The organism is Streptomyces sp. NPDC047022 (genome assembly GCF_040644155.1).
Taxonomy (GTDB): domain Bacteria; phylum Actinomycetota; class Actinomycetes; order Streptomycetales; family Streptomycetaceae; genus Streptomyces.
In genome coordinates this window covers 14,363-36,348 of record NZ_JBEYVV010000046.1, presented here as the reverse complement: position 1 = coordinate 36,348, position 21,986 = coordinate 14,363, and the positions used below count along the sequence as shown (strand labels likewise).

General features: G+C 71.0%; 21 protein-coding genes. 11 read left to right on the top strand and 10 right to left on the bottom strand.

Annotation, left to right across the window (positions count from 1 at the left end; all coding sequences use genetic code 11):
- The first annotated feature begins 126 nt into the window (after window positions 1–126).
- Together ABZ845_RS29600 and ABZ845_RS29595 are read left to right on the top strand one after the other, a co-directional pair.
- Window positions 127–1,005, top strand: coding sequence for a sterol desaturase family protein (locus ABZ845_RS29600; RefSeq protein WP_360985757.1), 879 nt, complete (start codon window positions 127–129; stop codon window positions 1,003–1,005).
- Between the two features lie 147 nt (window positions 1,006–1,152).
- Window positions 1,153–2,199, top strand: a complete 1,047-nt coding sequence (locus ABZ845_RS29595; RefSeq protein WP_360985754.1) for a zinc-dependent alcohol dehydrogenase family protein — start codon at window positions 1,153–1,155, stop codon at window positions 2,197–2,199.
- Between the two features lies 1 nt (window position 2,200).
- Here ABZ845_RS29595 and ABZ845_RS29590 read toward each other — a convergent pair whose 3' ends face one another.
- Entirely contained in the window at window positions 2,201–3,691 is a 1,491-nt protein-coding gene (locus tag ABZ845_RS29590; RefSeq protein WP_360985751.1) for a CoA transferase, read from the bottom strand.
- A 91-nt stretch (window positions 3,692–3,782) separates the two neighbouring features.
- Window positions 3,783–5,303: a S8 family serine peptidase gene (locus ABZ845_RS29585; protein WP_360985748.1), complete on the bottom strand. Its 1,521-nt coding sequence runs from the start codon at window positions 5,301–5,303 to the stop codon at window positions 3,783–3,785.
- Window positions 5,304–5,697: 394 nt separating this feature from the next.
- Between ABZ845_RS29585 and moaA the strand changes: the two genes are divergently transcribed.
- Entirely contained in the window at window positions 5,698–6,687 is a 990-nt protein-coding gene (gene moaA, locus ABZ845_RS29580; protein WP_360985745.1) for a GTP 3',8-cyclase MoaA, read from the top strand.
- A 24-nt stretch (window positions 6,688–6,711) separates the two neighbouring features.
- Here the strand turns inward: moaA and ABZ845_RS29575 are convergent, their stop codons facing one another.
- Window positions 6,712–6,957 (bottom strand): hypothetical protein, encoded by a 246-nt coding sequence (locus tag ABZ845_RS29575; RefSeq protein ID WP_360985742.1) that lies wholly within the window; start codon window positions 6,955–6,957, stop codon window positions 6,712–6,714.
- Between the two features lie 227 nt (window positions 6,958–7,184).
- The gene (locus tag ABZ845_RS29570; protein ID WP_360985763.1) at window positions 7,185–7,640 is read right to left on the bottom strand and encodes a DUF3099 domain-containing protein; all 456 of its coding nucleotides are present in this window, start codon (window positions 7,638–7,640) and stop codon (window positions 7,185–7,187) included.
- A gap of 245 nt (window positions 7,641–7,885) precedes the next feature.
- Between ABZ845_RS29570 and ABZ845_RS29565 the strand changes: the two genes are divergently transcribed.
- Window positions 7,886–8,167 carry a GlsB/YeaQ/YmgE family stress response membrane protein gene (locus ABZ845_RS29565; RefSeq protein WP_360985739.1) on the top strand — a complete coding sequence of 94 codons (282 nt, stop codon included), beginning with the start codon at window positions 7,886–7,888 and terminating at the stop codon, window positions 8,165–8,167.
- Window positions 8,168–8,279: 112 nt separating this feature from the next.
- Here the strand turns inward: ABZ845_RS29565 and tyrS are convergent, their stop codons facing one another.
- The 3 genes from tyrS to ABZ845_RS29550 are packed head-to-tail and all read right to left on the bottom strand — an operon-like array spanning window position 8,280 to window position 12,525.
- Window positions 8,280–9,548 (bottom strand): tyrosine--tRNA ligase, encoded by a 1,269-nt coding sequence (gene tyrS / locus ABZ845_RS29560; protein WP_360985760.1) that lies wholly within the window; start codon window positions 9,546–9,548, stop codon window positions 8,280–8,282.
- A gap of 56 nt (window positions 9,549–9,604) precedes the next feature.
- Window positions 9,605–11,005: a metallopeptidase TldD-related protein gene (locus tag ABZ845_RS29555; RefSeq protein WP_360985736.1), complete on the bottom strand. Its 1,401-nt coding sequence runs from the start codon at window positions 11,003–11,005 to the stop codon at window positions 9,605–9,607.
- A complete protein-coding gene (locus ABZ845_RS29550; RefSeq protein WP_360985733.1) occupies window positions 11,002–12,525 on the bottom strand; it encodes a TldD/PmbA family protein in 1,524 nt (507 codons plus the stop codon). The genes ABZ845_RS29555 and ABZ845_RS29550 overlap by 4 nt, the downstream gene beginning before the upstream one ends.
- A 410-nt stretch (window positions 12,526–12,935) precedes the next feature.
- On the opposite strand from ABZ845_RS29550, the gene fabG reads away from it, so the two are divergent.
- The 3 genes from fabG (at window position 12,936) to ABZ845_RS29535 (ending at window position 14,997) form a co-directional block, all read left to right on the top strand.
- Window positions 12,936–13,640, top strand: a complete 705-nt coding sequence (gene fabG, locus ABZ845_RS29545) for a 3-oxoacyl-[acyl-carrier-protein] reductase (RefSeq protein ID WP_360985730.1) — start codon at window positions 12,936–12,938, stop codon at window positions 13,638–13,640.
- A gap of 5 nt (window positions 13,641–13,645) precedes the next feature.
- Window positions 13,646–14,413 carry an enoyl-ACP reductase FabI gene (gene fabI / locus ABZ845_RS29540; RefSeq protein WP_360985727.1) on the top strand — a complete coding sequence of 256 codons (768 nt, stop codon included), beginning with the start codon at window positions 13,646–13,648 and terminating at the stop codon, window positions 14,411–14,413.
- A 215-nt stretch (window positions 14,414–14,628) separates the two neighbouring features.
- Window positions 14,629–14,997, top strand: coding sequence for a hypothetical protein (locus tag ABZ845_RS29535; protein WP_360985724.1), 369 nt, complete (start codon window positions 14,629–14,631; stop codon window positions 14,995–14,997).
- On the opposite strand, the gene ABZ845_RS29530 is transcribed toward ABZ845_RS29535, so the two are convergent.
- On the bottom strand, window positions 14,984–15,691 hold the full coding sequence (locus tag ABZ845_RS29530; protein ID WP_360985721.1) for a FadR/GntR family transcriptional regulator: 708 nt from the start codon (window positions 15,689–15,691) through the stop codon (window positions 14,984–14,986). The two genes, ABZ845_RS29535 and ABZ845_RS29530, sit on opposite strands and share 14 nt — an antisense overlap.
- 118 nt (window positions 15,692–15,809) lie before the next feature.
- Here ABZ845_RS29530 and ABZ845_RS29525 point away from each other — a divergent pair, with 118 nt between their 5' ends.
- The 4 genes from ABZ845_RS29525 (at window position 15,810) to ABZ845_RS29510 (ending at window position 18,493) form a co-directional block, all read left to right on the top strand.
- On the top strand, window positions 15,810–17,156 hold the full coding sequence (locus tag ABZ845_RS29525; protein ID WP_360985718.1) for a CynX/NimT family MFS transporter: 1,347 nt from the start codon (window positions 15,810–15,812) through the stop codon (window positions 17,154–17,156).
- A 92-nt stretch (window positions 17,157–17,248) separates the two neighbouring features.
- The gene (locus ABZ845_RS29520; RefSeq protein WP_269658448.1) at window positions 17,249–17,365 is read left to right on the top strand and encodes an SGM_5486 family transporter-associated protein; all 117 of its coding nucleotides are present in this window, start codon (window positions 17,249–17,251) and stop codon (window positions 17,363–17,365) included.
- Between the two features lie 245 nt (window positions 17,366–17,610).
- A complete protein-coding gene (locus tag ABZ845_RS29515) occupies window positions 17,611–17,823 on the top strand; it encodes a hypothetical protein (RefSeq protein ID WP_360985715.1) in 213 nt (70 codons plus the stop codon).
- A 151-nt stretch (window positions 17,824–17,974) separates the two neighbouring features.
- The gene (locus ABZ845_RS29510; protein WP_360985712.1) at window positions 17,975–18,493 is read left to right on the top strand and encodes a histidine phosphatase family protein; all 519 of its coding nucleotides are present in this window, start codon (window positions 17,975–17,977) and stop codon (window positions 18,491–18,493) included.
- 108 nt (window positions 18,494–18,601) lie between these two features.
- Here ABZ845_RS29510 and serB read toward each other — a convergent pair whose 3' ends face one another.
- The gene (gene serB, locus ABZ845_RS29505; protein WP_360985709.1) at window positions 18,602–19,822 is read right to left on the bottom strand and encodes a phosphoserine phosphatase SerB; all 1,221 of its coding nucleotides are present in this window, start codon (window positions 19,820–19,822) and stop codon (window positions 18,602–18,604) included.
- A gap of 176 nt (window positions 19,823–19,998) precedes the next feature.
- A complete protein-coding gene (locus tag ABZ845_RS29500; protein WP_360985706.1) occupies window positions 19,999–21,792 on the bottom strand; it encodes a streptophobe family protein in 1,794 nt (597 codons plus the stop codon).
- Between the last annotated feature and the right edge of the window lie 194 nt (window positions 21,793–21,986).

The following is a 21,986-nucleotide window of genomic DNA, read 5'->3' as shown; positions in this document are numbered from 1 at the left end:
AGCCGCAATCTGGCACAACTTCCAGACCGGCCAGGCGGTCAGCCGCTCACTGACCGCCTTCGATCACTGACCGTATTTGGACAGACTCGTCTAGACCCCCGAGGCGGCCCGCCTTACCGTGCGCTCATGCCGAACCTGCCCGACGCCGTGCTGTGGTCGATACCCGCCTTCGTACTGCTCACCGTGATCGAGGCGGTCAGCACCCGGATCCATCCCGACGACGACGCGGCGGGATTCGACGCCAAGGACTCCGCGACCAGCCTCTCCATGGGACTGGGAAGCCTGTTCTTCGACTTCCTGTGGAAGATCCCGATCGTCGCGATCTACACGGCCGCCTACGAGCTGACCCCCCTGCGCGTCCCCTTCCTGTGGTGGACCCTCCCGCTGATGCTCCTGGCACAGGACTTCCTCTACTACTGGCAACACCGGGGACACCACGTCATCCGGATCCTGTGGGCCTGCCACGTCGTCCACCACTCCAGCCGCAAGTTCAACCTCACCACCGCGCTGCGCCAGCCCTGGACCTCGCTGACCTCATGGCCCTTCTACCTGCCTCTGATCGCCGCGGGAGTGCACCCCGCCGCGCTGGCCTTCTGCAGCTCCGTGAACCTCGTGTACCAGTTCTGGATCCACACCGAGCGCATCGACAAGATGCCCCGCTGGTTCGAGTTCGCCCTCAACACGCCGTCGCACCACCGTGTGCACCACGCCTCCCAGGGCGGCTACCTGGACCGCAACTTCGGCGGGATCCTCATCCTCTGGGACCGGCTGTCCGGCTCCTTCGTCGCCGAGACCGAGCGCCCCGTGTACGGGCTGACCAAGAACATCGGCACCTACAACCCGCTCCGGGTCGCCACCCACGAGTACGCGGCCATCGCCAGGGACGTCAAGGCGGCGGACACCTGGGGCGAGCGGGCCGGCCGGGTGCTGCGCGGACCGGGCTGGCAGCCCCCGGCACCGGCCCTCCCGGCGGCGGCGCCGCTCGCCGGAGAGAGCGTGGCCTGACCCCCGTTCCCGCTGGCCCGGGGCACCCTCGATGAGCGGCGCGCCGCGATGGCGCCGTACGGTGAAGTGCGCCCGACCACCCCCGGGGCGCATCCATACCGGATCGATCGGATCGATCGGATCGATCGCACGAGAGGGACCCTCACCATGCGCGCCACCACCATCCACGCCCCGTACGACATGCGCGTGGAGGACGTGCCCGAACCCGTGGTGCAGCTGCCCACCGACGTGGTCGTGCGGGTGCTGCGCGCCTGCATCTGCGGCAGCGACCTGTGGGCGTACCGCGGTGAGGCATCCCGGGAGCCGGGGCAGCGCATCGGCCATGAGTTCCTCGGCACCGTCGAGGAGACCGGCGCCGAGGTGACCGGCCTCAAGCGCGGGGACCTCGTCGTCGCCCCGTTCATGTGGTCCGACGGTGTCTGCGACTACTGCCGCGAGGGGCTCACCACCTCCTGCGAGCACGGCGGCTTCTGGGGCTCGGAGGGCTACGACGGCGGACAGGGCGAGGCCGTGCGCGTGCCCTTCGGTGACGCCACCCTGGTCAAGCTGCCCAAGGAGGCGGCGTCCGACGACCGTCTGCTGTCCGCGCTGCTGACCCTCTCCGACGTCATGGGGACCGGGCACCACGCCGCCCTCGGCGCGGGAGCCCGCCCCGGCGCGACGGTCGCCGTGGTCGGGGACGGGGCCGTCGGGCTGTGCGCCGTGCTCGCCGCCAAGCGGCTCGGCGCGGAGCGGATCATCGCACTGGGCCGCCATGAGGTCCGTACCGACACAGCCCGCAGCTTCGGCGCCACGGACGTCGTCGCCGAGCGCGGGGACGCGGCCGTCGAGGCCGTCCGGGAGCTCACCCGGGGCCAGGGCGCGCACGCCGTCATCGAGGCCGTCGGCACCGAGCAGTCGATGAACACCGCCGTGAACATCACCCGGGACGGCGGCGCCATCGGTTTCGTGGGTGTCCCGCACGGCAGCCACACCGGCCTCGACCTCAGCCTCATGTTCGACCGCAACATCGCTCTGCGCGGCGGGGTTGCCCCCGTGCGGACCTACATCCCGGACCTGCTGCCCGACGTCCTGAACGGCACCATCGACCCTTCGCTCGTCTTCGACCGGACGGTCGACATCGAGGGTGTGCCCGAGGGATACAAGGCGATGGACGAGCGCACCGCCCTGAAGGTGCTCATGACCAACGGCTGACTCACCGAGCCCACCCGGCAGGGTCCCCGCCCCACCGGCCCGGCGATCGCGTCCAGTCCGCCGGGCCGTCCGTGAACCGGGCCGGGGGCAGGGCGTGGCGCAGCCGGCCGAGCACGCTGTCCGTCTCCGCGAGCCAGGGGTCCGGGCCTTCGTACGCCGCGCCCGCGCACCCGGTGCCGTCCCTGAGACTGCCGTCCGTCAGCCAGGTCGCCGTGCGTGCCAGAGCGAGCCGCAGGACCCGGCTCCCGCCCTCCCGCGACTGCTCGGTGAGGGACCTGAGGACCGCGGCGGCCAGCAGATACCCGGTGCCGTGGTCGAGGGCCTGCGCGGGCAGCGCACCCGGATCCTGCGCCGAACCCTCGGTCACCGCGATCCCGGTGGCGACCTGCACCAGGCTGTCGAAGCCCCGCCGGACACCCCAGGGCCCGTACCCGCCCCACGCCGACAGCTGTGCCACCACCACGCCCGGCCGCCGGTCGGCCAGTTGCTCGGGAGAGAGCCCGTAACGGTCGAGCGCGCCGGGCCGGTAGCCCGTGACGACGACGTCCGCGTCCGCGAGCAGTTCCTCGAAGGCTCGCCGGCCCCCCGGCGCCCGCAGATCGAGCACGGCGGACCGCTTCCCGAAGCTCGTATCGGCGTACAGGTCGGGGAGTTCGGGTGCGTCCGGGCTGTCGATCCGCAAAACGTCGGCACCGAGCAGGCCCAGAGTGCGGGTGGAGACGGGTCCGGCGATGACCCGGGTGAGGTCCAGGACCCGCAGGCCCGCCGCGGGCAGCAGCGGGCCGCCTCCGGCCTGTTCGAGGGGGACGAGCGGTCGTACGGGAGCGTCGTCGAGCCGCTCACGGCCCACCAAAGGGTGCGCGGCGACCGCGCGGCCCTGCTCATGCGCCGCCCACTCCCCGGGTGTGCGCAGCGCGACCGCCAGCCCCCCGGCCGCGTACACGGTCTCCTCCACTTCGGCGGCCCGCCGCTCGGCGAGCACCGCGGCCACCGTGTCCGCGGACGCGTCCGCCGTCAGTCCGAGGGCGCCGAGCAGACGCTCCCGGTGTCGCGGATAGTTCGCGTGGGTGCGTACCCAGCCGTCCGCCGTGCGCCAGAACCGCGACAGCGGCGCGAAGGTGACCGGCTCCCGGCCGTCGACCCGCAGCAGCCGCTCGCTGTGGAAGGCGGTGGCCACGGCCCCGTCGTCCACCAGGACCCCGGGCACGACGGGCAGCCCGGCCCGCCGGGCGCCCCACTCGGCGGCGGCCAGCGCGCACACCCCGACGCAGGCCCGCGCCATCCCCCGCACGGGCAGGCGCGAGGGCAGAGCTCCGTGGCGCCCGACGGTCGAGACCCTCGGCACCAGTGCGGGGTCCCCGCCCAGTGCCGTCCACGCACTGCCGAGGCCGACCTCGACGTCCGTGTCCGTGTCTGTGTCTGTGTCTGTGTCGATGGTGCGGGCTGGGTTGATGCCTGGGTTGATTCCTCTGTCCATATTGATTTCCGTCATGAGAGCACTGTGCAGTGTGTATGGAATCAATATGACGAGGGGGTCCGGCTCCGGCCGGACCCCCTCGCACGCATGCCCTACGCGTCGACGGTCACCAGGTCACGGCCTTCAGCGCGTTCACGGTGCCCCACCCGTAGAACCCGTTGCGGTTCTTCGATCCCTTGCACACCGCGTCGACCTTGCCGTCCCCGTCGATGTCGTACGGATCGGTGCACGCCGTCGCGTCCGCCTCGGCGTACAGCAGGGCCTTCACCATGGCGGCGGAAGCGTGCGGATGCGTCGACTTGATGAGGGCCGCGACCCCCACGACGTGTGGCGTCGCCATGGACGTGCCCGCCATGTAGCCCCACTTGCCGCCGGGCAGCGGACCGAGGATCAGACCGCTGGTGGCCGGCGGGGCGGGGGCCTGGTAGGCGGTGGAGTCGCCGCCGGGCGCGGCCACGTCGATGACGCCGAGACCGTAGTTGGAGAACGACGACTTGATGCCCTTCGCCCCGGTCGCGGCGACGGTCACCACACCCGGCAACTGGGTCGGGATGTCGAAGCACTCGTGCGGATCGATCACCCGGTCACCGGGCGTGCCGTCGTTCGGCGAGACCGGGTCGGTGATGGAGGCCGCGTCCAGGTCGTAGCTCTCGTTGCCGGCCGCCGCGACATTGACCGTGCCCTTGCGCTCCGCGTACTGCGACGCCCGGGTGATGGCGTCCACGAGCGCCCTCTGGTCCGGGTCGTTCGTGCAGTTGAAGTACCAAGGGTCGGTGTAATAGCTGTTGTTGGTGACATCGACGTGGTGCTCGGCCGCCCACATGAAGCCGCAGACGACGGCCTCGGTGTAGAAGTAGCCCGCCGTGGTGGCCACCTTGATGCCCGCGACCTTCACTCCCGGCGCCACACCCGTGATACCGACGCCGTTCTTGGCGCCGGCGATCTCCCCCGCGACGTGGGTCCCGTGCGGGCTCTCCTCGGCGGTCGGCCGCCAGGCCCCGACGGTGGTGTCCGGCTTGCCCGACACACAGTTGACGGACGCGTCGCGGTCGAAGTTCGGCGCGATGTCCGGGTGCGTGTCGTCCACGCCCGTGTCGATGACGGCCACGGTGACGTCGCGGCTGCCGAGCGTCCGCTCGTGCGCCTTGTCCGCCTTGATGGCGGGCAGATCCCACTGCAGCGGCTCCAGCGGGTCCTGCCCGTCGGCGGCCTTGGCGTGCGCGACCTCCTCGGAGGTGAGCACCTTCGGCGTGCCCACGTCGGTCGTCGACTGCGCCGGAAGCGGCGCGTGGCGGGTGGCGCCCGCCGACTGCACCCCGGGCACCGCGCGCATGGTCCCGGCGAAGCCGGGGTTCGCGGAGTGGACGACGATCACGCCGATCCTGTCGTACGTCGTCACGATCGTGCCGCCCGCCGCGACTGCCGCCTGCTGCACCGCCGCGATGGTGCGGTGGTCCGTCCTGGTGTTGACCACGTAGGAGAGTTCGGGCCCGTCGGCGGCCTGTGCGGCGGGGGCGGTGCCCGGGGCGGCCGAGGCCGCGCCGGGCAGGAAGCCCAGGGAGGTGGTGAGCGACAGCACGACCGGTACGGCGAGGGCGAGGCGGCGTCTGGAACGCAGATGAGCCACGGGGTCTCCACATCATCCGGGAACGAGGACGAGCCGGAGCGCGGTGGCGCCCGGCAGGTACATGACGTGTGGTGCAGGGGTGAAGCTATCCGCCGTCCCTGCCGGGCGGCAATGACTTCCCTGGGACGAGCTACAGGAAAAGTAAAGAGAGGCGTCGAACCTCCTCTCCGCGCCGAGGGCCGTGTCGGCGGCCGTGTCGCGGAGATCGGCGTAAGGACCGCCGTGGAGATCGTCGGGGAGACCGCCGTGGACATCGTCGTAGGGATCTACGACGTGGCCCCGGCCGCCTCGTCGGATCGGGCCGCTGTCGTTGTCACAGAGGTCACGTAGGCTCGCAGGTAACGGAAAAGAAGTGATCCGCTCCGCGCGAGCCGCTACGAGGGAGGGGGCCCACGTGCTCATCGACACCTTTGGCCGGGTTGCCACCGACCTGAGAGTCTCACTGACCGACCGGTGCAATCTGAGGTGCGCGTACTGCATGCCCGAAGAGGGCCTGCAATGGCTGGCCAAGCCGGACCTGCTGACCGACGACGAGATCGTCCGCCTGGTCCGTATAGCGGTCACCTCGCTCGGCATCGACGAGGTCCGTTTCACTGGAGGCGAGCCTTTGCTGCGCCCCGGTCTCGTCGGCATCGTGGAACGGGTCGCCGAGCTCACTCCCCGCCCCCAGATCTCTCTCACCACGAACGGCATCGGCCTCAGCCGTACGGCTGAGGCCCTGAAGGCGGCGGGCCTGGACCGGGTGAACGTCTCGCTCGACACCCTGCGCCCGGACGTCTTCAAGACCCTCACCCGCCGCGACCGTCACAAGGATGTCCTCGAAGGACTCCGGGCAGCCCACGAGGCGACCCTGACCCCCGTCAAGGTCAACTCCGTGCTGATGCCGGGCCTGAACGACGACGAGGCTCCCGACCTGCTCGCCTGGGCCATCGAGCACGACTACGAGCTGCGCTTCATCGAGCAGATGCCCCTGGACGCCCAGCACGGCTGGAAGCGCGAGGGCATGGTCACGGCGGGGGACATCCTGGACTCGCTGCGCACCCGCTTCGAACTCACCCCCGAGGACACCGCGGAGCGCGGCTCCGCCCCCGCCGAGCGCTGGACCGTGGACGGCGGACCGTACCGCGTCGGTGTGATCGCCTCGGTCACGCGCCCGTTCTGCGCCGCCTGCGACCGCACCCGGCTGACGGCCGACGGCCAGATCCGGACGTGCCTGTTCGCCACCGAGGAGACCGACCTGCGCACAGCGCTGCGCACCGGCGCCCCCGACACGGAGATCGCCCGCATATGGCGGCTCGCGATGTGGGGCAAGAAAGCGGGATCCGGCCTGGACGACCCCTCGTTCCTCCAGCCCGAGCGGCCCATGTCATCGATCGGCGGCTGACCGGCGGGCTGACCGACGACCGAGTCAGCCGGTCCCAGGACCGGCGCCGGGGGACTCCCAGCGCTCCAGTTCGACCACGTCCTTGAGGAACCCGCGCACGCTCAGGAACTTCGACAGGTGCTCGCGGTGCTCCTCGCACGCCAGCCAGGTCTTGCGGCGTTCGGGCGTGTGCAGCTTCGGGTTGTTCCAGGCGAGTACCCATACGGCGTCCGCACGGCAGCCCTTGGCGGAACACATCGGGGAGTCGGGATCGGGGCCAATCACATCCATGACCCTAGCGCGCGCAAAAGGCGACGCCGAGCAGCCACGGGGGGAGCTGCCCGGCGTCGGTCTGTCGCTCCGACGGGGGATGCGGAGCGCTTACGAAGTATGTCATGGGTAACCCCGGTACCGGCACTGGAACAGCGCGATTGATCTGAGCTTTTCTTGAGCTTGGCTGGGAGTGCGATTCCGTGCCCCCGAGGGCCGCCGCAATCATGCCCCTACGGCCACACCGGTCAGGTCCCTTCGTGCAAGTCGCTCAGGTCACCCGAGTCGCTCGGGACGCCTGTCGCCGACCCGGCCGGGGTGTTGGCGGCGGACGGAGTGGTTTCCCCGGAGTCGCGCCGGGGCCCGGTGCCGCCCGGGTGTGAGGTGTCCGCGTCCTGCGACGGCGCGATCATGGGGCGCGTCGGTCCGCTGACGAACGTCGACGGGAGCGACGGCGCGTTCTCCCGCCCGGCGTTGGCGATGACGACGGCGATATAGGGAAGGACCGCGCCGAGCACGAGCGCCACGACGGCGACCGGCCGCGAGACGTTCCACAGAGTGGCCGCGAGGATCACCGCGACCGTGCGCACGCTCATCGAGATGACATAGCGGCGCTGCCGGCCCCGCACGTCCTCCGCGAGCCCCTGCCGGGCACCCGTGATCCGGAACACCTGGGCCCGACTGCCGTTGTGCAGTTTCCGCATCACATTCCACCACCCGCCTGTCTCGGACTCTCCCCGGTCCGTCACCGCTCCGTAGCCGGTCAGGGCCCGGATCCGGACACTGTCCACGTTACGCCGCGTTCACGGACCGTACGAGACCGGGTCCCCGCCCGCCTTGCGTGGACGCACCGCGGCCTGCCACGTCCGGGTGTATCCGACATGCGCCGTATGGCGCACAGCCCGAGACTGGGCGTACTGCTCACGTCGCGCCGTATGAGGAGGCACCCATGGGCTGGTTGTGGGCGATCATCGTCGGATTCGTGCTCGGCCTGCTGGCCAAGCTCATCCTGCCGGGCAAGCAGCACAGCCCGCTCTGGCTGACCACCCTCATGGGCATCATCGGCGGCATCGTCGGCAACGCGATCGCCCGCGCCATCGGCATCGCCGAGACCCGGGGCGTCGACTGGGGCCGCCACGGGCTTCAGCTGGCCGCCGCGGTCGTCCTGGTCTTCCTGGGCGAGATGGCGTACACCTCGCTCAAGGGCGGCAGACGCCGGGAGCGGGCCTGACGGCACGCCGACGCGTCGTGGCACACCCACCGGAGCGTCGAAGACGCACCCGCTTCAACGGTGAGGGGCGGCACCCGCCGGGTGCCGCCCCTCACCGTACGAACCGCCCGGCTCAGGCGCCGGTGACCTCGACCGCCGCCAGGTTCTTCTTGCCCCGGCGCAGCACCAGCCAGCGGCCGTGCAGCAGGTCCTCCTTGTCGGGGACGGCGTCCTCGGAGGTCACCTTCACGTTGTTCACGTAGGCGCCGCCCTCCTTGACCGTGCGCCGCGCGGCGGACTTGCTGGCGACCAGACCGACCTCCGCGAACAGGTCCACGACCTGGCCCGGCTCGGCGACCTTGATGTGCGGGACCTCCGACAGGGCCGCCGCCAGCGTCCTGTCGTCCAGCTCCGTCAGCTCGCCCTGGCCGAACAGGGCTTTGGACGCGGCGATCACCGCGGCCGTCTGCTCGGCACCGTGCACCAGCGTCGTCAGCTCCTCGGCCAGGGCACGCTGGGCGGCACGCGCCTGAGGACGCTGCTCCGTCTGCTGCTCCAGCTCCTCCAGTTCCTCGCGGGACTTGAAGGACAGGATCCGCATGTATGTGGAGATGTCCCGGTCGTCGACGTTCAGCCAGAACTGGTAGAACGCGTACGGCGTCGTCATCTCCGGGTCGAGCCAGATGGCCCCGCCCTCGGTCTTGCCGAACTTCGTGCCGTCCGCCTTCGTCATCAGCGGGGTGGCCAGCGCGTGCACCTCGGCGTGCGGCTCCAGCCTGTGGATCAGGTCCAGCCCGGCCGTGAGGTTGCCCCACTGGTCGCTGCCGCCCTGCTGGAGCGTGCAGCCGTGCCTGCGGTAGAGCTGGAGGAAGTCCATGCCCTGCAGGATCTGGTAGCTGAACTCCGTGTAGCTGATGCCCTCGGAGGACTCCAGGCGCCGGGACACGGAGTCCTTCGTAAGCATCTTGTTGACACGGAAGTGCTTGCCGATGTCGCGGAGGAACTCGATCGCGGACAGGCCCTCGGTCCAGTCGAGGTTGTTGACCATCACGGCCGCGTTCTCACCGTCGAAGGACAGGAACGGCTCGATCTGGCGGCGCAGCTTCTCGACCCAGCCGGCCACGGTCTCCAGGCTGTTCAGCGTGCGCTCCGCGGTCGGCCGCGGGTCGCCGATCAGGCCCGTCGCGCCGCCCACCAGCGCCAGCGGACGGTGGCCCGCCTGCTGGAGCCGGCGCACGGTGAGCACCTGTACCAGATGCCCCACGTGCAGGGACGGCGCGGTCGGGTCGAAGCCGCAATAGAACGTGACGGGGCCGTCTGCGAACGCCTTGCGCAAAGCGTCCTCATCAGTGGACAGGGCGAACAGCCCGCGCCACTTCAGCTCGTCGACGATGTCCGTCACGGTTCTCATGTCTCCTTGGATGATCATCGGCGGCCGGGTGGCCGCCGAGTACGAGGTTATACGCCCTGGCTGACAGAACTCATGTTGAAATCCGGCACCCGCATCGCGGGCATCGCGGCGCGGGTGAACCAGTCGCTCCATTCGCGCGGCAGGGTCTTCTCGGTGCGGCCCGCCTCCGTGGCCCGGCCCAGCAGATCGACCGGGGACTCGTTGAACCGGAAGTTGTTCACCTCGCCGGTGACCTCACCGTTCTCCACCAGGTAGACGCCGTCCCGGGTCAGGCCGGTCAGCAGCAGCGTCGCCGGGTCCACCTCGCGGATGTACCACAGGCAGGTCAGCAGCAGTCCGCGCGTCGTGTTCGCGACCATCTCCTCCAGCGACGGGCCGGCGTCGTCTCCGTCCAGGATCAGGTTTCCGATCGACGGGGCGAGCGGGAGCCCGGTCAGGTCCGCGCTGTGCCGGGTCGACGTCAGATGCGTGAGCTGCCCCTCGCTGATCCACTCGGTCGCCCCCAGCGGCAGCCCGTTGTCGAACACGGACGCGTCGTCCCCGGAGGAGTGCGCGATGACGAACGGCGCGGTCTGAAGGCCGGGCTCGTGCGGATCGCTGCGCAGGGTCAGCGGAAGCTCCGAGAGCCTCTCGCCGATGCGGGTGCCGCCGCCGGGCTTGCTGAAGACCGTGCGCCCCTCGGCCGCGTCCCGGGCCGCCGCGGACCACATCTGGTAGATGAGCAGGTCCGCGACCGCGGTCGGCGGCAGCAGCGTCTCGTACCGTCCCGCGGGCAGCTCGACCTTGCGCTTGGACCAGGCGAGCCGCTGGGCCAGCTCCGCGTCCAGCTCCGCCGGGTCGACGTCCGTGAAGTCCCGGGTCGAGCGTCCCGCCCACGCCGAGCGCGTACGGTCCGGCGACTTGGCGTTCAGTTCCAGCGTGCCGTTGGGCTGGTCGTGGCGCAGCCGCAGCCCGGTCGACGTGCCGACATACGTCGAGACCAGCTCGTGGTTGGCGAAGCCGTACAGCTCACGGCCGCCCGCCCGGGCCCGTGCGAACGACTCCCCGAGGGCCGGCGCGAACCGCGCGAACACGGCGGACGAGGTCTCCGCGGGCGCCTGGGTGAAGTCCGGCGACTCGGGCGCCCCCGTCACCAGGGGCTGGGCGTCCTCGGCCGGTCCCGCGGCGTGCGCGGCGGCCTCGGCGGCGCGCACGAGAGACTCCAGCTCGCCGGAGGTGACGGCCGCGCGGGAGACGACCCCGGACGCCGTGCCCTCCTTGCCGTCGACCGTCGCGATGACGGTGAGCGTGCGCCCTCGCGTGACACCGTTCGTGGTCAGCGCGTTGCCCGCCCAGCGCAGATTCGCGCTGGAGTGCTCGTCGGCGATCACGACGCACCCGTCCGCGCGGGACAGCTCCAGGGCGCGCTCGACGATCTCGTGCGGCTTGTCGGTACGGGCGGCGGTCATCGTCCGGCCTCCTGGGTCGTGTTGAGGATGTTGACGCCCTTGAAGAGGGCCGAGGGGCAGCCGTGCGAGACGGCGGCGACCTGGCCCGGCTGGGCCTTGCCGCAGTTGAAGGCACCGCCGAGGACATATGTCCCCGGACCGCCGACGGCCGCCATCGAGCCCCAGAAGTCCGTGGTCGTCGCCTGGTAGGCGACATCCCGCAGCTGGCCCGCGATACGCCCGTTCTCGATCCTGAAGAACCGCTGGCCCGTGAACTGGAAGTTGTACCTCTGCATGTCGATGGACCAGGAGCGGTCCCCGACGACATAGATCCCGCGGTCCACGCCGCCGATCAGATCCTCCGTCGACAGCCCGGCCGGATCCGGCAGCAGCGACACGTTCGCCATGCGCTGCACCGGTACGTGCGAGGGCGAGTCGGCGTAGGCGCACCCGTTGGACCGCTCGAACCCGGTGAGCCTGGCGATGCGCCGGTCCAGCTGGTAGCCGACCAGCTTGCCGTCCTTGACCAGGTTCCAGGACTGGCCCTCGACGCCCTCGTCGTCGTACCCGATCGTCGCGAGGCCGTGCTCGGCGGTGCGGTCACCGGTGACGTTCATCAGCTCGGAGCCGTATTTCAGCTTGTCCAGCTGGTCGAAGGTGGCGAAGGAGGTGCCCGCGTACGCGGCCTCGTAGCCGAGCGCCCGGTCCAGCTCGGTGGCGTGCCCGATCGACTCGTGGATGGTCAGCCACAGGTTGGAGGGGTCCACGACCAGGTCGTACACGCCCGGCTCGACGCTGGGCGCGCGCATCTTCTCGGCGAGCAGCCCGGGGATCCGCTCCAGCTCGGCGTTCCAGTCCCAGCCGGTGCCCGTCAGGTACTCCCAGCCGCGGCCGGCCGGCGGCGCGAGGGTGCGCATCGAGTCGAACTCGCCCGTCGACTCGTCGACCGAGACCGCGGTGAGCTGCGGGTGCAGCCGCACACGCTGCTGGGTGGTCACGGTGCCCGCGGTGTCGGCATAGAACTTGTTCTCATGGACGGTCAGCAGCGAGGCGTCCACGTGGTTCACGCCGTCGGCCGCGAGCAGACGTCCGCTCCAGTCCGCCAGCAGCCCGGTCTTCTCCTCGTCGGGCACGGTGAAGGGGTCGATCTCGTACGAGGAGACCCAGGTCTTCTCGGAGTGCACCGGCTCGTCCGCCAGGTCCACACGCTCGTCCGAACCGGCCGCCGCGATCACTTGCGCCGACAGCTTCGCCATCGCCACCGCCTGCGCGGCGACCTTGGCGGCGGCGTCCATCGTCAGATCGACACCGGAGGCGAATCCCCAGGTCCCGCCGTGCACGACCCGTACCGCGTAGCCGAGGTCGGTTGTGTCCGAGGACCCCGCGGGCTTTCCGTCACGCAGCCGCCACGCTGCGCTGCGCACTCGCTCGAACCGGAAGTCCGCGTGCTCGGCTCCCAGCGCCCGCGCGCGTGCCAGCGCCGCGTCGGCCAAGGCGCGCAGGGGAAGTGCCAGAAACGTCTGATCGATTTCATGGGGCACGGGTGGGTTTCCCTTCGCTGTCACCACCAGGTCCGTCGTGCTCGGACCGCCTGATCACCGATACGGAAGTCAAGCACGTCGTGCACCCTCCGTATGTACGGTTTTCCGGCGAGGCAGGGAAGGGCGCTCGCCCGCCGCTTCGGCCCCGTCGCCCAGGTGGCGTTCGGCCCCGTCGCAAGGTGACGAAGGCATGCTGGACTCGGCCCGGGAATCCGCGATTGCCGCCCGGGCGCCCGGCGCCGCGGACCGGCCCGGACCGAACCGCGCGCGAGGACTGTAGGAATCCCACAGGAGGCGGCACAGCCCACTGTCGGTGCCCGAATGCCCGTCGGCCTGCCCCGACCGATAGGTTTTTCGGCGAAGGCGCCTGTCCTGCGAAGGTTCCACACTGCTATCGAAAGGGTGATCCGTTGAGCCGCTCGGTTCTCGTCACAGGAGGCAACCGGGGCATCGGCCTCGCCATCGCCCGCGCGTTCGCCGACGCCGGCGACAAGGTCGCGATCACATACCGCTCGGGTGAGCCGCCGGCCGGCTTCCTCGCGGTCAAGTGCGACATCACCGACACCGAGCAGGTGGAGCAGGCCTACAAGGAGATCGAGGCCGAGCACGGCCCGGTGGAGATCCTCGTCGCCAACGCGGGAGTAACCAAGGACCAGTTGCTGATGCGCATGACCGAGGAGGACTTCACCTCGGTCATCGAGACCAACCTCACCGGCACCTTCCGCGTCGTCAAGCGCGCCAACCGCGGCATGCTGCGCGCCAAGAAGGGCCGCGTCGTGCTGATCTCCTCGGTCGTGGGCCTGCTCGGCTCCGCCGGGCAGGCGAACTACGCCGCGTCCAAGGCCGCCCTGGTGGGCTTCGCGCGCTCCCTCGCCCGGGAGCTGGGCTCGCGCAACATCACCTTCAACGTCGTCGCGCCCGGTTTCGTCGACACCGACATGACCAAGGCGCTCACCGACGAGCAGCGGGCGAACATCATGTCGCAGGTGCCGCTCGGCCGGTACGCGCAGCCGGAGGAGATCGCCGCGACGGTGCGGTTCCTCGCCTCCGACGACGCCTCGTACATCACTGGAGCCGTCATTCCCGTTGACGGCGGACTGGGAATGGGTCACTGATCACCATGAGCGGAATTCTTGAGGGCAAGCGCATCCTGATCACGGGTGTGCTGATGGAGTCCTCCATCGCGTTCCACGCCGCGAAGCTGGCCCAGGAGCAGGGCGCCGAGATCATCCTGACCGCGTTCCCGCGGCCCACGCTGACCGAGCGCATCGCCAAGAAGCTGCCGAAGCCGACCAAGGTCATCGAGCTGGACGTCACCAACGACGAGCACCTCGGCCGCCTCGCCGAACTCGTGGGCGAGGAGCTGGGCGGGCTCGACGGTGTCGTGCACTCCATCGGCTTCGCCCCGCAGGACGCCCTCGGCGGCAACTTCCTCAACACGCCGTTCGAGTCCGTGGCCACCGCCATGCATGTCTCGGCGTTCTCCCTGAAGTCGCTGACCATGGCCTGCCTGCCGCTGATGCAGAACGGCGGCTCGGTCGTCGGCCTCACCTTCGACGCGCAGTTCGCCTGGCCGCAGTACGACTGGATGGGCCCCGCCAAGGCAGCCCTGGAGGCCACCAGCCGCTACATGGCGCGTGACCTGGGCAAGCAGAACATCCGCTGCAACCTGGTCTCCGCCGGTCCCCTCGGCTCCATGGCCGCCAAGTCCATCCCGGGCTTCAGCGGGCTGGCCTCCGTGTGGGACAGCCGCTCCCCGCTGGAGTGGGACCTCAACGACCCCGAGCCGACCGGGCGCGCCATCGTCGCCCTGCTCAGCGACTGGTTCCCGAAGACCACGGGCGAGATCATCCACGTGGACGGCGGTCTGCACGCCATCGGCGCCTGATCTCGGCCTGATCTCCGCCGTCTCCGAGGCGAAGCGACGCCCCGTTCCCCGCAAGCGAGGGGAGCGGGGCGTCGCCCGTTCGGAGCAGCTGACAAGGGCTCACGGGCCGCGTACCGCGCACGCTGGGACTACGACTACGACTACGACTACGCCTACGACCACCGCTACGACGACTACGCGCCGCCCCGCGGCCGAACGGCCCAGGAGGTCCCCTTGTGCGCCTGTCCCGCCGCTTCGCGCCCGCGTTCCTGGCCATCGCCCTGGTGACGGCTCTTCCCTACGACGCCCTGTCGCAGGCACCCGACAGGCAGGGCGCGGCGCACGCGCGCGCGAAGGCGGGCAAGACCCCGGCACCGCAGCCCTCCGGGTCCGACTGCCAGGTCACCGTCACCGGCTCGGAGGTTGTCGCCTACTGCCACAACGCCTATCCCGACACCGATCACGTGAGTCTGCACATCGAGTGCGGCCACTGGTGGGACCTGGACACCGACACCACCCCGGTCGACGCCGGGCCCGCCACGACCGTGCGGCTGGCCGGCCGCTGCTGGGAAAACGTGCGTTCGGCGTGGGTCACTCACGCCTGAAAGGCGGGCGGCCGGCGGACTTCGGTCGTCCCGGGCGGCACGCGAACGGATAGCTCGCCGCCGCCGTGGCCGCCGCGTCGGCGTCACCCGCGCGGATCGCGTCCACCAGTCCGGCGTGGTCCACGTACGTCTCCGGCGTCAGCTCCTCGCCGACGTCCTCGCGCAGCCAGTCCCGGAGCACCTCGCCGAGGTCGGCGTACATCGCCGTCATCACGACGTTGTGGGACGCGGCGACCACGGCCATGTGCAGCGTCGCGTCGGCGGTCACGAACGCCTCCGCGTCCCCGGACTCCCACGCCTCCTCACGACGGATGAGGAGCGCGTCGAGCTGCTTGAGATCGCGTTCGCTGCGCCGCTCGGCGGCAAGCCCGGCGGCGCCCGACTCGAGGGTGGCCCGCAGTTCCGCGATGTGGTTCGGATCGGCGTCGGCGAACCGCCGGTGCATCACACCCGCCAGCTCGCTGGTCGCCGCCACATAGGTGCCCGATCCCTGGCGGATGTCGAGCAGGCCGTTGTGCGCGAGCGCTCGCACCGCCTCGCGGACCGTGTTGCGCGCGACCCCGAGCTGCTCGACCAGCTCGGGCTCGGTGGGGATGCGGGAGCCCACCGGCCATTCGCCCGAGACGATCTGGGTCCTCAGTTCGGCGATGACCTGCTCGGACAGAGCGGATCGGCGGGGGTGGCTCAGCGGCATGACGATCCTTCGTACGGGCCTGGGCACGGGGCCTGAGGCTCCGGAGCGTAACGCAGGAAGATCGGATGGCACGGGACGAGTGGACAACCAATCATCCTATGATTCTATGATGAAACCCATGGAGTGCGAGGAGACCGGTATTACGACCACGACGACCACGACCGGGGGACCCGCTGCGGCGAGCCGCACGGCGACGGCCGTGTCACCGGCGGGCAGCGCGGGGCGACCGGGCGGCGGGACCGAGGGCGAGGCGCGCGGCACGCTTGCGTGGACGACGCGGGTCCTGGTCGTGGGCATCGTGCTCACCGCGCTCAACCTGCGTCCCGCCATCACCAGCCTGGGCGCCCTTCTGGAGGAGGTCCGGGACGGCCTCGGCATGAGCGGCAGCGTCGCGGGGCTGCTCACCTCCGTGCCTCCGCTGTGCTTCGCCGTCTTCGGCGTCATGGCGCCGAGGCTCGCCCGCCGCTTCGGGCCGGGCACCGTGGTCTGCGCCGGAATGGCCGCGATCACCGCGGGTCTGCTGATCCGTCCCTATGCCGGGAACACCGCGGGCTTCCTGGTGGCGAGCGCTCTGGCGCTCATGGGCATCGCCGTCAGCAACGTCCTGATGCCGGTGATCGTCAAGCGCTGGTTCCCGGACCGCGTGGGCGCCATGACCGGCCTGTACTCGATGGCGCTCGCCCTCGGCACGTCCACCGCGGCGGCGGTCACGGTCCCTCTGACCGACGTGATGGGCGGGGGATGGCGGCCCGGGCTCGCCGTCTGGGGAGCGCTGTCCGCGGTGGCGGTCCTGCCCTGGATCCCCTTCGTACGCGCGCGGGGCACCGCCCCGTCGGGCGGCACTCCGGCCGCGGACCCCGGCACCGGCGCGCCCGCCGGACTGCGGATCACCCGCAGCCGCACCGCGTGGGCGCTGGCCGTCTTCTTCGGGCTCCAGGCCACCGCCGCGTACATCACGATGGGCTGGATGGCGCAGATCTTCCGCGACGCCGGGGTCCCCGCGGGCACGGCGGGCCTGCTGCTGGCCGTCACGATGGTGATGGGTGTGCCCCTCGCCTTCGTCATCCCCCGGCTGGCCACACGGCTGCCGCACCAGGGCCCGATCGTGATCGCCCTCGGCGTCTGCGGACTGGCCGGGTACGCGGGCCTGTACTGGGCTCCGGCCGGCGGAGCCTGGGCCTGGGCGCTGCTGCTCGGCGTCTCCAACTGCGCCTTCCCGCTCGCGCTCACCATGGTCGGCATGCGGGCCCGCACCGGCGCGGGGGTGGCTCAACTGTCCGCGTTCGCGCAGAGCACCGGCTATCTGCTGTCGATCCCGGGGCCGCTGCTGGTGGGCATCCTCTACCAGCACAGCGGCGGCTGGGGGCTGCCGCTCGCCCTCATGGCCGTGCTGATGGTGCCGCAGATGGCGGTGGGCGTGCTGGCGGGCCGCAACCGGACCGTGGAGGACGAGGCCGGGCAGTGAGGGGGGCGGGTGCCATGCGGGTTCTCCGCGAGCGGTCCGGCCCGCCCGACCCCGCCGGAGTCCGGGCGGGGGAGAGGTGCGAAACTGGCGCCATGCCAGTGCTCGACCCGAATCCCCAGAACGGCCAGAAGAAGATGCTGCTGGTCTTCGGCGCGTTCTTCGCCATCTTCGTGATCATCGCTGTCATCGCGACGATCGCTTCGCCCTGACCAGCCGCCCTCCGTTACGCACGGCGCGGACCCGCCGTGGGCTGCGCCGTGGCATGGGTCGCACCGTGGCGCGGGGCACGGTGGCGCGTCGATGGTAGGGCTGTCCCCCGCATCCCCTAGGGGGCCAGTGTCAGGGTCAAGTGGGTGGGTCACCGGATGGGTTGGGAGCCCGCCGGTCCGTACCTTCGAGATGTGGCCGCAAGAGACGAGCCACGGAGAGCACTCGAAGCCCCACGGAGGCAGTCATGTCCGCCCGCACCCACACCCGGCCCCACCCGGCGACCACGGGTGGCGTCGACATACGACTGCCCTGGTGGGCCCTGGCCCTGCCTACGCTCGCCTTCCTCGTCCTGCTGGCGATGATCCTCAACCCGGCGGACACGGGGTCCGGTCTCGACCCCGCCCTCAGCCACCTGGTCGAGCGTGTCCAGGTGGCGGTGACGCATCACGCCCCGTAACCGTGCCTCCCGGCACCCCGGAACCGCGCGGCCGAAGTCATGCCTGGTGGGGGGCCGTCGGACACCCGAATGAGTCGCTCTCGCACAAGCTTGCGCCAGGCGCCGTCAACTCCCTGCGCTCCCTGGCTTGTTTCATGCGAAGCTGGGACCCATGAGCTCCGCTGAACCCCGCAGGATTGTCCTTTTCCGGCATGCGAAGGCCGACTGGCCGCAGGTGCCCGACCATGATCGTCCCCTCGCCGACCGGGGGCGCATGGACGCGGCCGTCGCCGGACGCAAGCTCGCCGACACCGGCATTCCTTTCGACCTGGCCCTCTGCTCCACCGCCACGCGCACGCGCGAGACCTGGAAGCTCGCGGTCCATGAGCTTCCCCACCGGCCGAAAACCGTCTATGAGGAGCGGCTCTACGAGGCATCGCCCGGTGAGCTGATCGCCTTGCTCAACGAAACGTCCGACGACGTGCGGGACGCGGTCCTGATCGGGCACAACCCCAGCATCCAGGGTCTCGCGGAAGTCCTCACCGGCGCGGCTGACAACGACGTCCGCGAACGGATGAATCGCAGGGGCTTCCCGGCAGCCGCGTTCGTCGTGCTCTCGTTCGAGGGCTCCTGGAAGTCGCTGGAGCCGGGTACGGCGGCCCTGCGCGACTACTGGGCGCCCAGCGAGTAACCCGCCACGGACGGCTGCGGGGCACGCGCCCGGCACTCACCCGGTGCCCGGTCCCGTCGCCGTGCGGAAGCGCGCCGGCCCGCGGAGACTCAGCGGGCGTCCGGCGGCTCAGTGGGTGTCGTGGGCACCGTCCCCGATGTCTGCGGCCTCCACCTCTTCCCGGGTGACGCCCAGCAGGTACAGGACGGTGTCCAGGAAGGGGAAGTTCACCGCGGTGTGCGCGGCCTCGCGGACGACGGGCTTGGCGTTGAAGGCGACGCCGAGACCGGCGGCGTTCAGCATGTCGAGGTCGTTGGCTCCGTCACCGATCGCCACCGTCTGCGCCAGCGGCACACCCGCCTCGGCGGCGAACCGGCGCAGCAGCCGCGCCTTGCCCGCGCGGTCCACGATCTCCCCGACGACCTTGCCGGTCAGCTTTCCGTCGACGATCTCCAGAGTGTTGGCCTGAGCGAAGTCGAGCCCGAGCCGCTCCTTCAGGTCGTCGGTGACCTGGGTGAACCCACCCGAGACGACTCCCACTTGGAAGCCGAGCCGCTTCAGCGTACGGATCAGGGTGCGCGCCCCCGGGGTGAGCCGCACCTCGGAGCGGACCTTGTCCACCACCGACGCGTCGAGGCCCTTGAGCAGCGACACGCGCGCGTGGAGCGACTGTTCGAAGTCCAGTTCGCCCCGCATGGCGGACGCCGTCACCTCGGCGACCTCCGCCTCGCAGCCGGCGTGCGCCGCGAACAGTTCGATGACCTCGTCCTGAATGAGCGTCGAGTCCACGTCCATGACGACCAGGCGCTGGGCCCGCCGGTGCAGACCGGCCGCGACGACGGCGACATCGACACCGAGTGCCGCGGCGTCGGTCACCAGGGCGGTGCGCAGAGGCTCGGTCTCCACACCGGACACGGCGAACTCGACGGCCGTGACGGGGTACTTGGCGAGCCGGAAGATACGGTCGATATTGCCCCCGGCCGAGGCGATACGGGCCGCGATGGCGGCCGTCGACTCGGCAGTGAGCGGGTGGCCGAGGACGGTCACGAGGGAGCGCCCGAGGCCTCGCGGGCGGTTGTCGCCGGTACCGGAGATGATCTCCGCCTGCATCTTCATGGACTCCGCCCAGCTGTGGACGGTGGACCGCAGATCGCCCTCGAGCCCCGCGGGAGGCATCGTCACCAGGGCGCACAGCACCATCCGGCCCCGGGTGACGACCTGCTCGATGTCGACGACGTCGACTCCATAGGCGGCCAGGGTGTCGAACAGCCCGGCGGTCATGCCGGGCCGGTCCTTGCCGAAGATCTTGACAAGGAGTGTCGGGGCGTCGGAGGTCTGCGCAGCGCTCATGGTGCTTCCACCGTATCCGGCACCCAGTGCCTTCCGCGTGCGCGGTCCGCCCAGCGGACAGGGAACAGTGGGTGGCGGGCAGATGACAGGCACCTTGATCAGCGAGGAAGACGCAACACGCCCTGGTCGGCGGTGAGGGCCCGGAGGCGTGTTGGAGAGTCCCGGAACCTTGCTGCTCAGCCTCGCTCCCGCCCCGGCGGCCAGGGCGGAGGCGGCGGGGTCTGCCCCCGGCCCCGGTCCGAGGACGAGGACGAAGGTCCGCCGCGCCTCCTGGGACCCGGGGGTGGCTTGACCGGCGTGACCACGGTGGGGGCGCCGTCGCCGGAAGGGGGCGGCGGCGAGCTCGCGCCGGGGGGCGCCTGGGGCGGCCGTGCGTCCTGCGGTTCGCGCAGTTCGTCCGGCAGCCGGAGATAAGGATTGGTGTCGGGGTTCGGCGGACGGTACGGGCTGCTCGGCGTGTAGGGGCCCGCCCGGTGTCCCGCCCCATGAGGCGCCGCGCTGTCCGGCGGGGGAGCAGCACCCGCCGCCCCCGGCGCCCTCTGCACTCCCGTGCCACCGAGTGCGAGCGGCGCGGCGCGGCTTCCGGCCGCCCCGGTCGCGCAGGCGAGCAGCGCCCCCACCGCTCCCGCCCCCGCACCCCACATCGCACCCAGCAGCAGTGCCATGCCGAGGTGCCCGTGCAACTCGGTGCCGGCACCGAACGCGTCGAGACCGAACACGGACAGCGAGGCGTCCACGGACACATCCGTCAGCCAGACCAGCAGCGGAAGCGCCAGCGCCGTCGCGATCCCCAGCCGCAGCGCGCAGCGCCCCGCGAAGCCGAGGGGACCCGGGTCCCGTACCGGGGCGGCGGTCCTGGACCCCCCGGGTGCCGCACCCCGGGGCCGTACGAACGGTGTGCGCGCCGCGGTCAGCACCCCCGCGAGGAGCATCATGAAGGCCGCGGCGACGGCCAGCAGCCATACCCGGCTGTCCAGTTCGGCCAGGCGGCCGAGCGTCACCGGCTGGTCGGTCCGCGCGCTCAGCAGCCGGTCAAGTGGATGGGGCAGCAGTCTCGACAGCGCTCCCGTCGCAGTCCCGTCCCACGGCACGAACAGGCCGACCGGGATGCCCAGCCACACCCCGTTGGGCGCGCCGAGCAGGGCCGCTCCGGCGATCCGTGCCGGATGGTCGTCGCCGATCGCCGCGTAGACCGCCGCCGCGAGGCCGGCGCCCACCGCCACCAGCAGCACGGTCACCAGCGCCGACACGGCCGGGCGCACCGCCCGGTGCACGGCTTCCCAGCCTCGCGGCAAGGGTGTGCGCCGGGATGAGAACAGCGCGATCACCAGGACGCCGGCGCACCACCCGGCTCCCCCGAGCAGCGTGGGAAGCGTGTCGACGGAGAAGCCGACCGCGGCCTTGGCGTGGATGAGGTCGCCGATCCGGCTCGGCAGCAGCCCGCCGATGTCCCCGAGACCGGGAATGCCGCCGTCTCCGCCTGCGCCCGGCACCTGGTCGAGCCCGAGCGCTCCGCCGTCGATGGTGATGACGTCGTGGCCCGCCCATGCCAGACCGCCCAGTACCGCCACGAACAGCACGACCACCGCCCCGGCGCGCGCGAGGAGTTCGGCGGGCGCGACCACAACCCCCGCCGTGCGCAGGGACCGCAGAAAGAACCAGGACAGCAGGAGCGCGCCCACGAGTCCCACACCCAGCGGTGTGAGCGTGACGCTGGTCGTCGCCCCCGCGCCCGTGAGCCCGAACGCCGACACGTTCCCGGACGGTGTGACCGACCCTCCTGCCCCAAGTGCCACCACCGCCGCCGTCATCGGTCCGAGCGAGCCCGCTGCGTCCGCCCTCAGCAGATGCAGACCGAGTGCCGCCGTCCCGGCCATTCCGGTCAACGCCCAGCCCACGGAGGCGACCGCGGACAGCAGCACATCCGTCCATGGCGGCTTTCCGCCCGATTCCGCGGTCCTGATGCTCATACCGGCCCCCCGGTCATGCGTCGCGGTGATCCACCGCGGATGTCCCCCCTCGGGTGGGATTACCACTCTCCGGGCCGGTTTCATCCGCGTCAACGGGACGCGTCAGTACGCGGGCGCACTGGGGGGTGTGCGCACTCTTCACAAGGCCCGACTTTCGGTCAGAGGGCTGAGCCTGAAATAGTTCCCCACGATGT

Bases quoted from the DNA above. Each gene is read 5' to 3' on its own strand.
- ABZ845_RS29600 (WP_360985757.1), top strand. From the start codon at position 127: ATGCCGAACCTGCCCGACGCCGTGCTGTGGTCGATACCCGCCTTCGTA.
- ABZ845_RS29595 (WP_360985754.1), top strand. From the start codon at position 1,153: ATGCGCGCCACCACCATCCACGCCCCGTACGACATGCGCGTGGAGGAC.
- ABZ845_RS29590 (WP_360985751.1), bottom strand. From the start codon at position 3,691: ATGACGGAAATCAATATGGACAGAGGAATCAACCCAGGCATCAACCCA.
- ABZ845_RS29575 (WP_360985742.1), bottom strand. From the start codon at position 6,957: ATGGATGTGATTGGCCCCGATCCCGACTCCCCGATGTGTTCCGCCAAG.
- ABZ845_RS29570 (WP_360985763.1), bottom strand. From the start codon at position 7,640: ATGCGGAAACTGCACAACGGCAGTCGGGCCCAGGTGTTCCGGATCACG.
- ABZ845_RS29565 (WP_360985739.1), top strand. From the start codon at position 7,886: ATGGGCTGGTTGTGGGCGATCATCGTCGGATTCGTGCTCGGCCTGCTG.
- ABZ845_RS29555 (WP_360985736.1), bottom strand. From the start codon at position 11,005: ATGACCGCCGCCCGTACCGACAAGCCGCACGAGATCGTCGAGCGCGCC.
- fabI (WP_360985727.1), top strand. From the start codon at position 13,646: ATGAGCGGAATTCTTGAGGGCAAGCGCATCCTGATCACGGGTGTGCTG.
- ABZ845_RS29530 (WP_360985721.1), bottom strand. From the start codon at position 15,691: ATGCCGCTGAGCCACCCCCGCCGATCCGCTCTGTCCGAGCAGGTCATC.
- ABZ845_RS29525 (WP_360985718.1), top strand. From the start codon at position 15,810: ATGGAGTGCGAGGAGACCGGTATTACGACCACGACGACCACGACCGGG.
- ABZ845_RS29520 (WP_269658448.1), top strand. From the start codon at position 17,249: ATGCCAGTGCTCGACCCGAATCCCCAGAACGGCCAGAAGAAGATGCTG.
- ABZ845_RS29515 (WP_360985715.1), top strand. From the start codon at position 17,611: ATGTCCGCCCGCACCCACACCCGGCCCCACCCGGCGACCACGGGTGGC.
- ABZ845_RS29510 (WP_360985712.1), top strand. From the start codon at position 17,975: ATGAGCTCCGCTGAACCCCGCAGGATTGTCCTTTTCCGGCATGCGAAG.
- serB (WP_360985709.1), bottom strand. From the start codon at position 19,822: ATGAGCGCTGCGCAGACCTCCGACGCCCCGACACTCCTTGTCAAGATC.
- ABZ845_RS29500 (WP_360985706.1), bottom strand. From the start codon at position 21,792: ATGAGCATCAGGACCGCGGAATCGGGCGGAAAGCCGCCATGGACGGAT.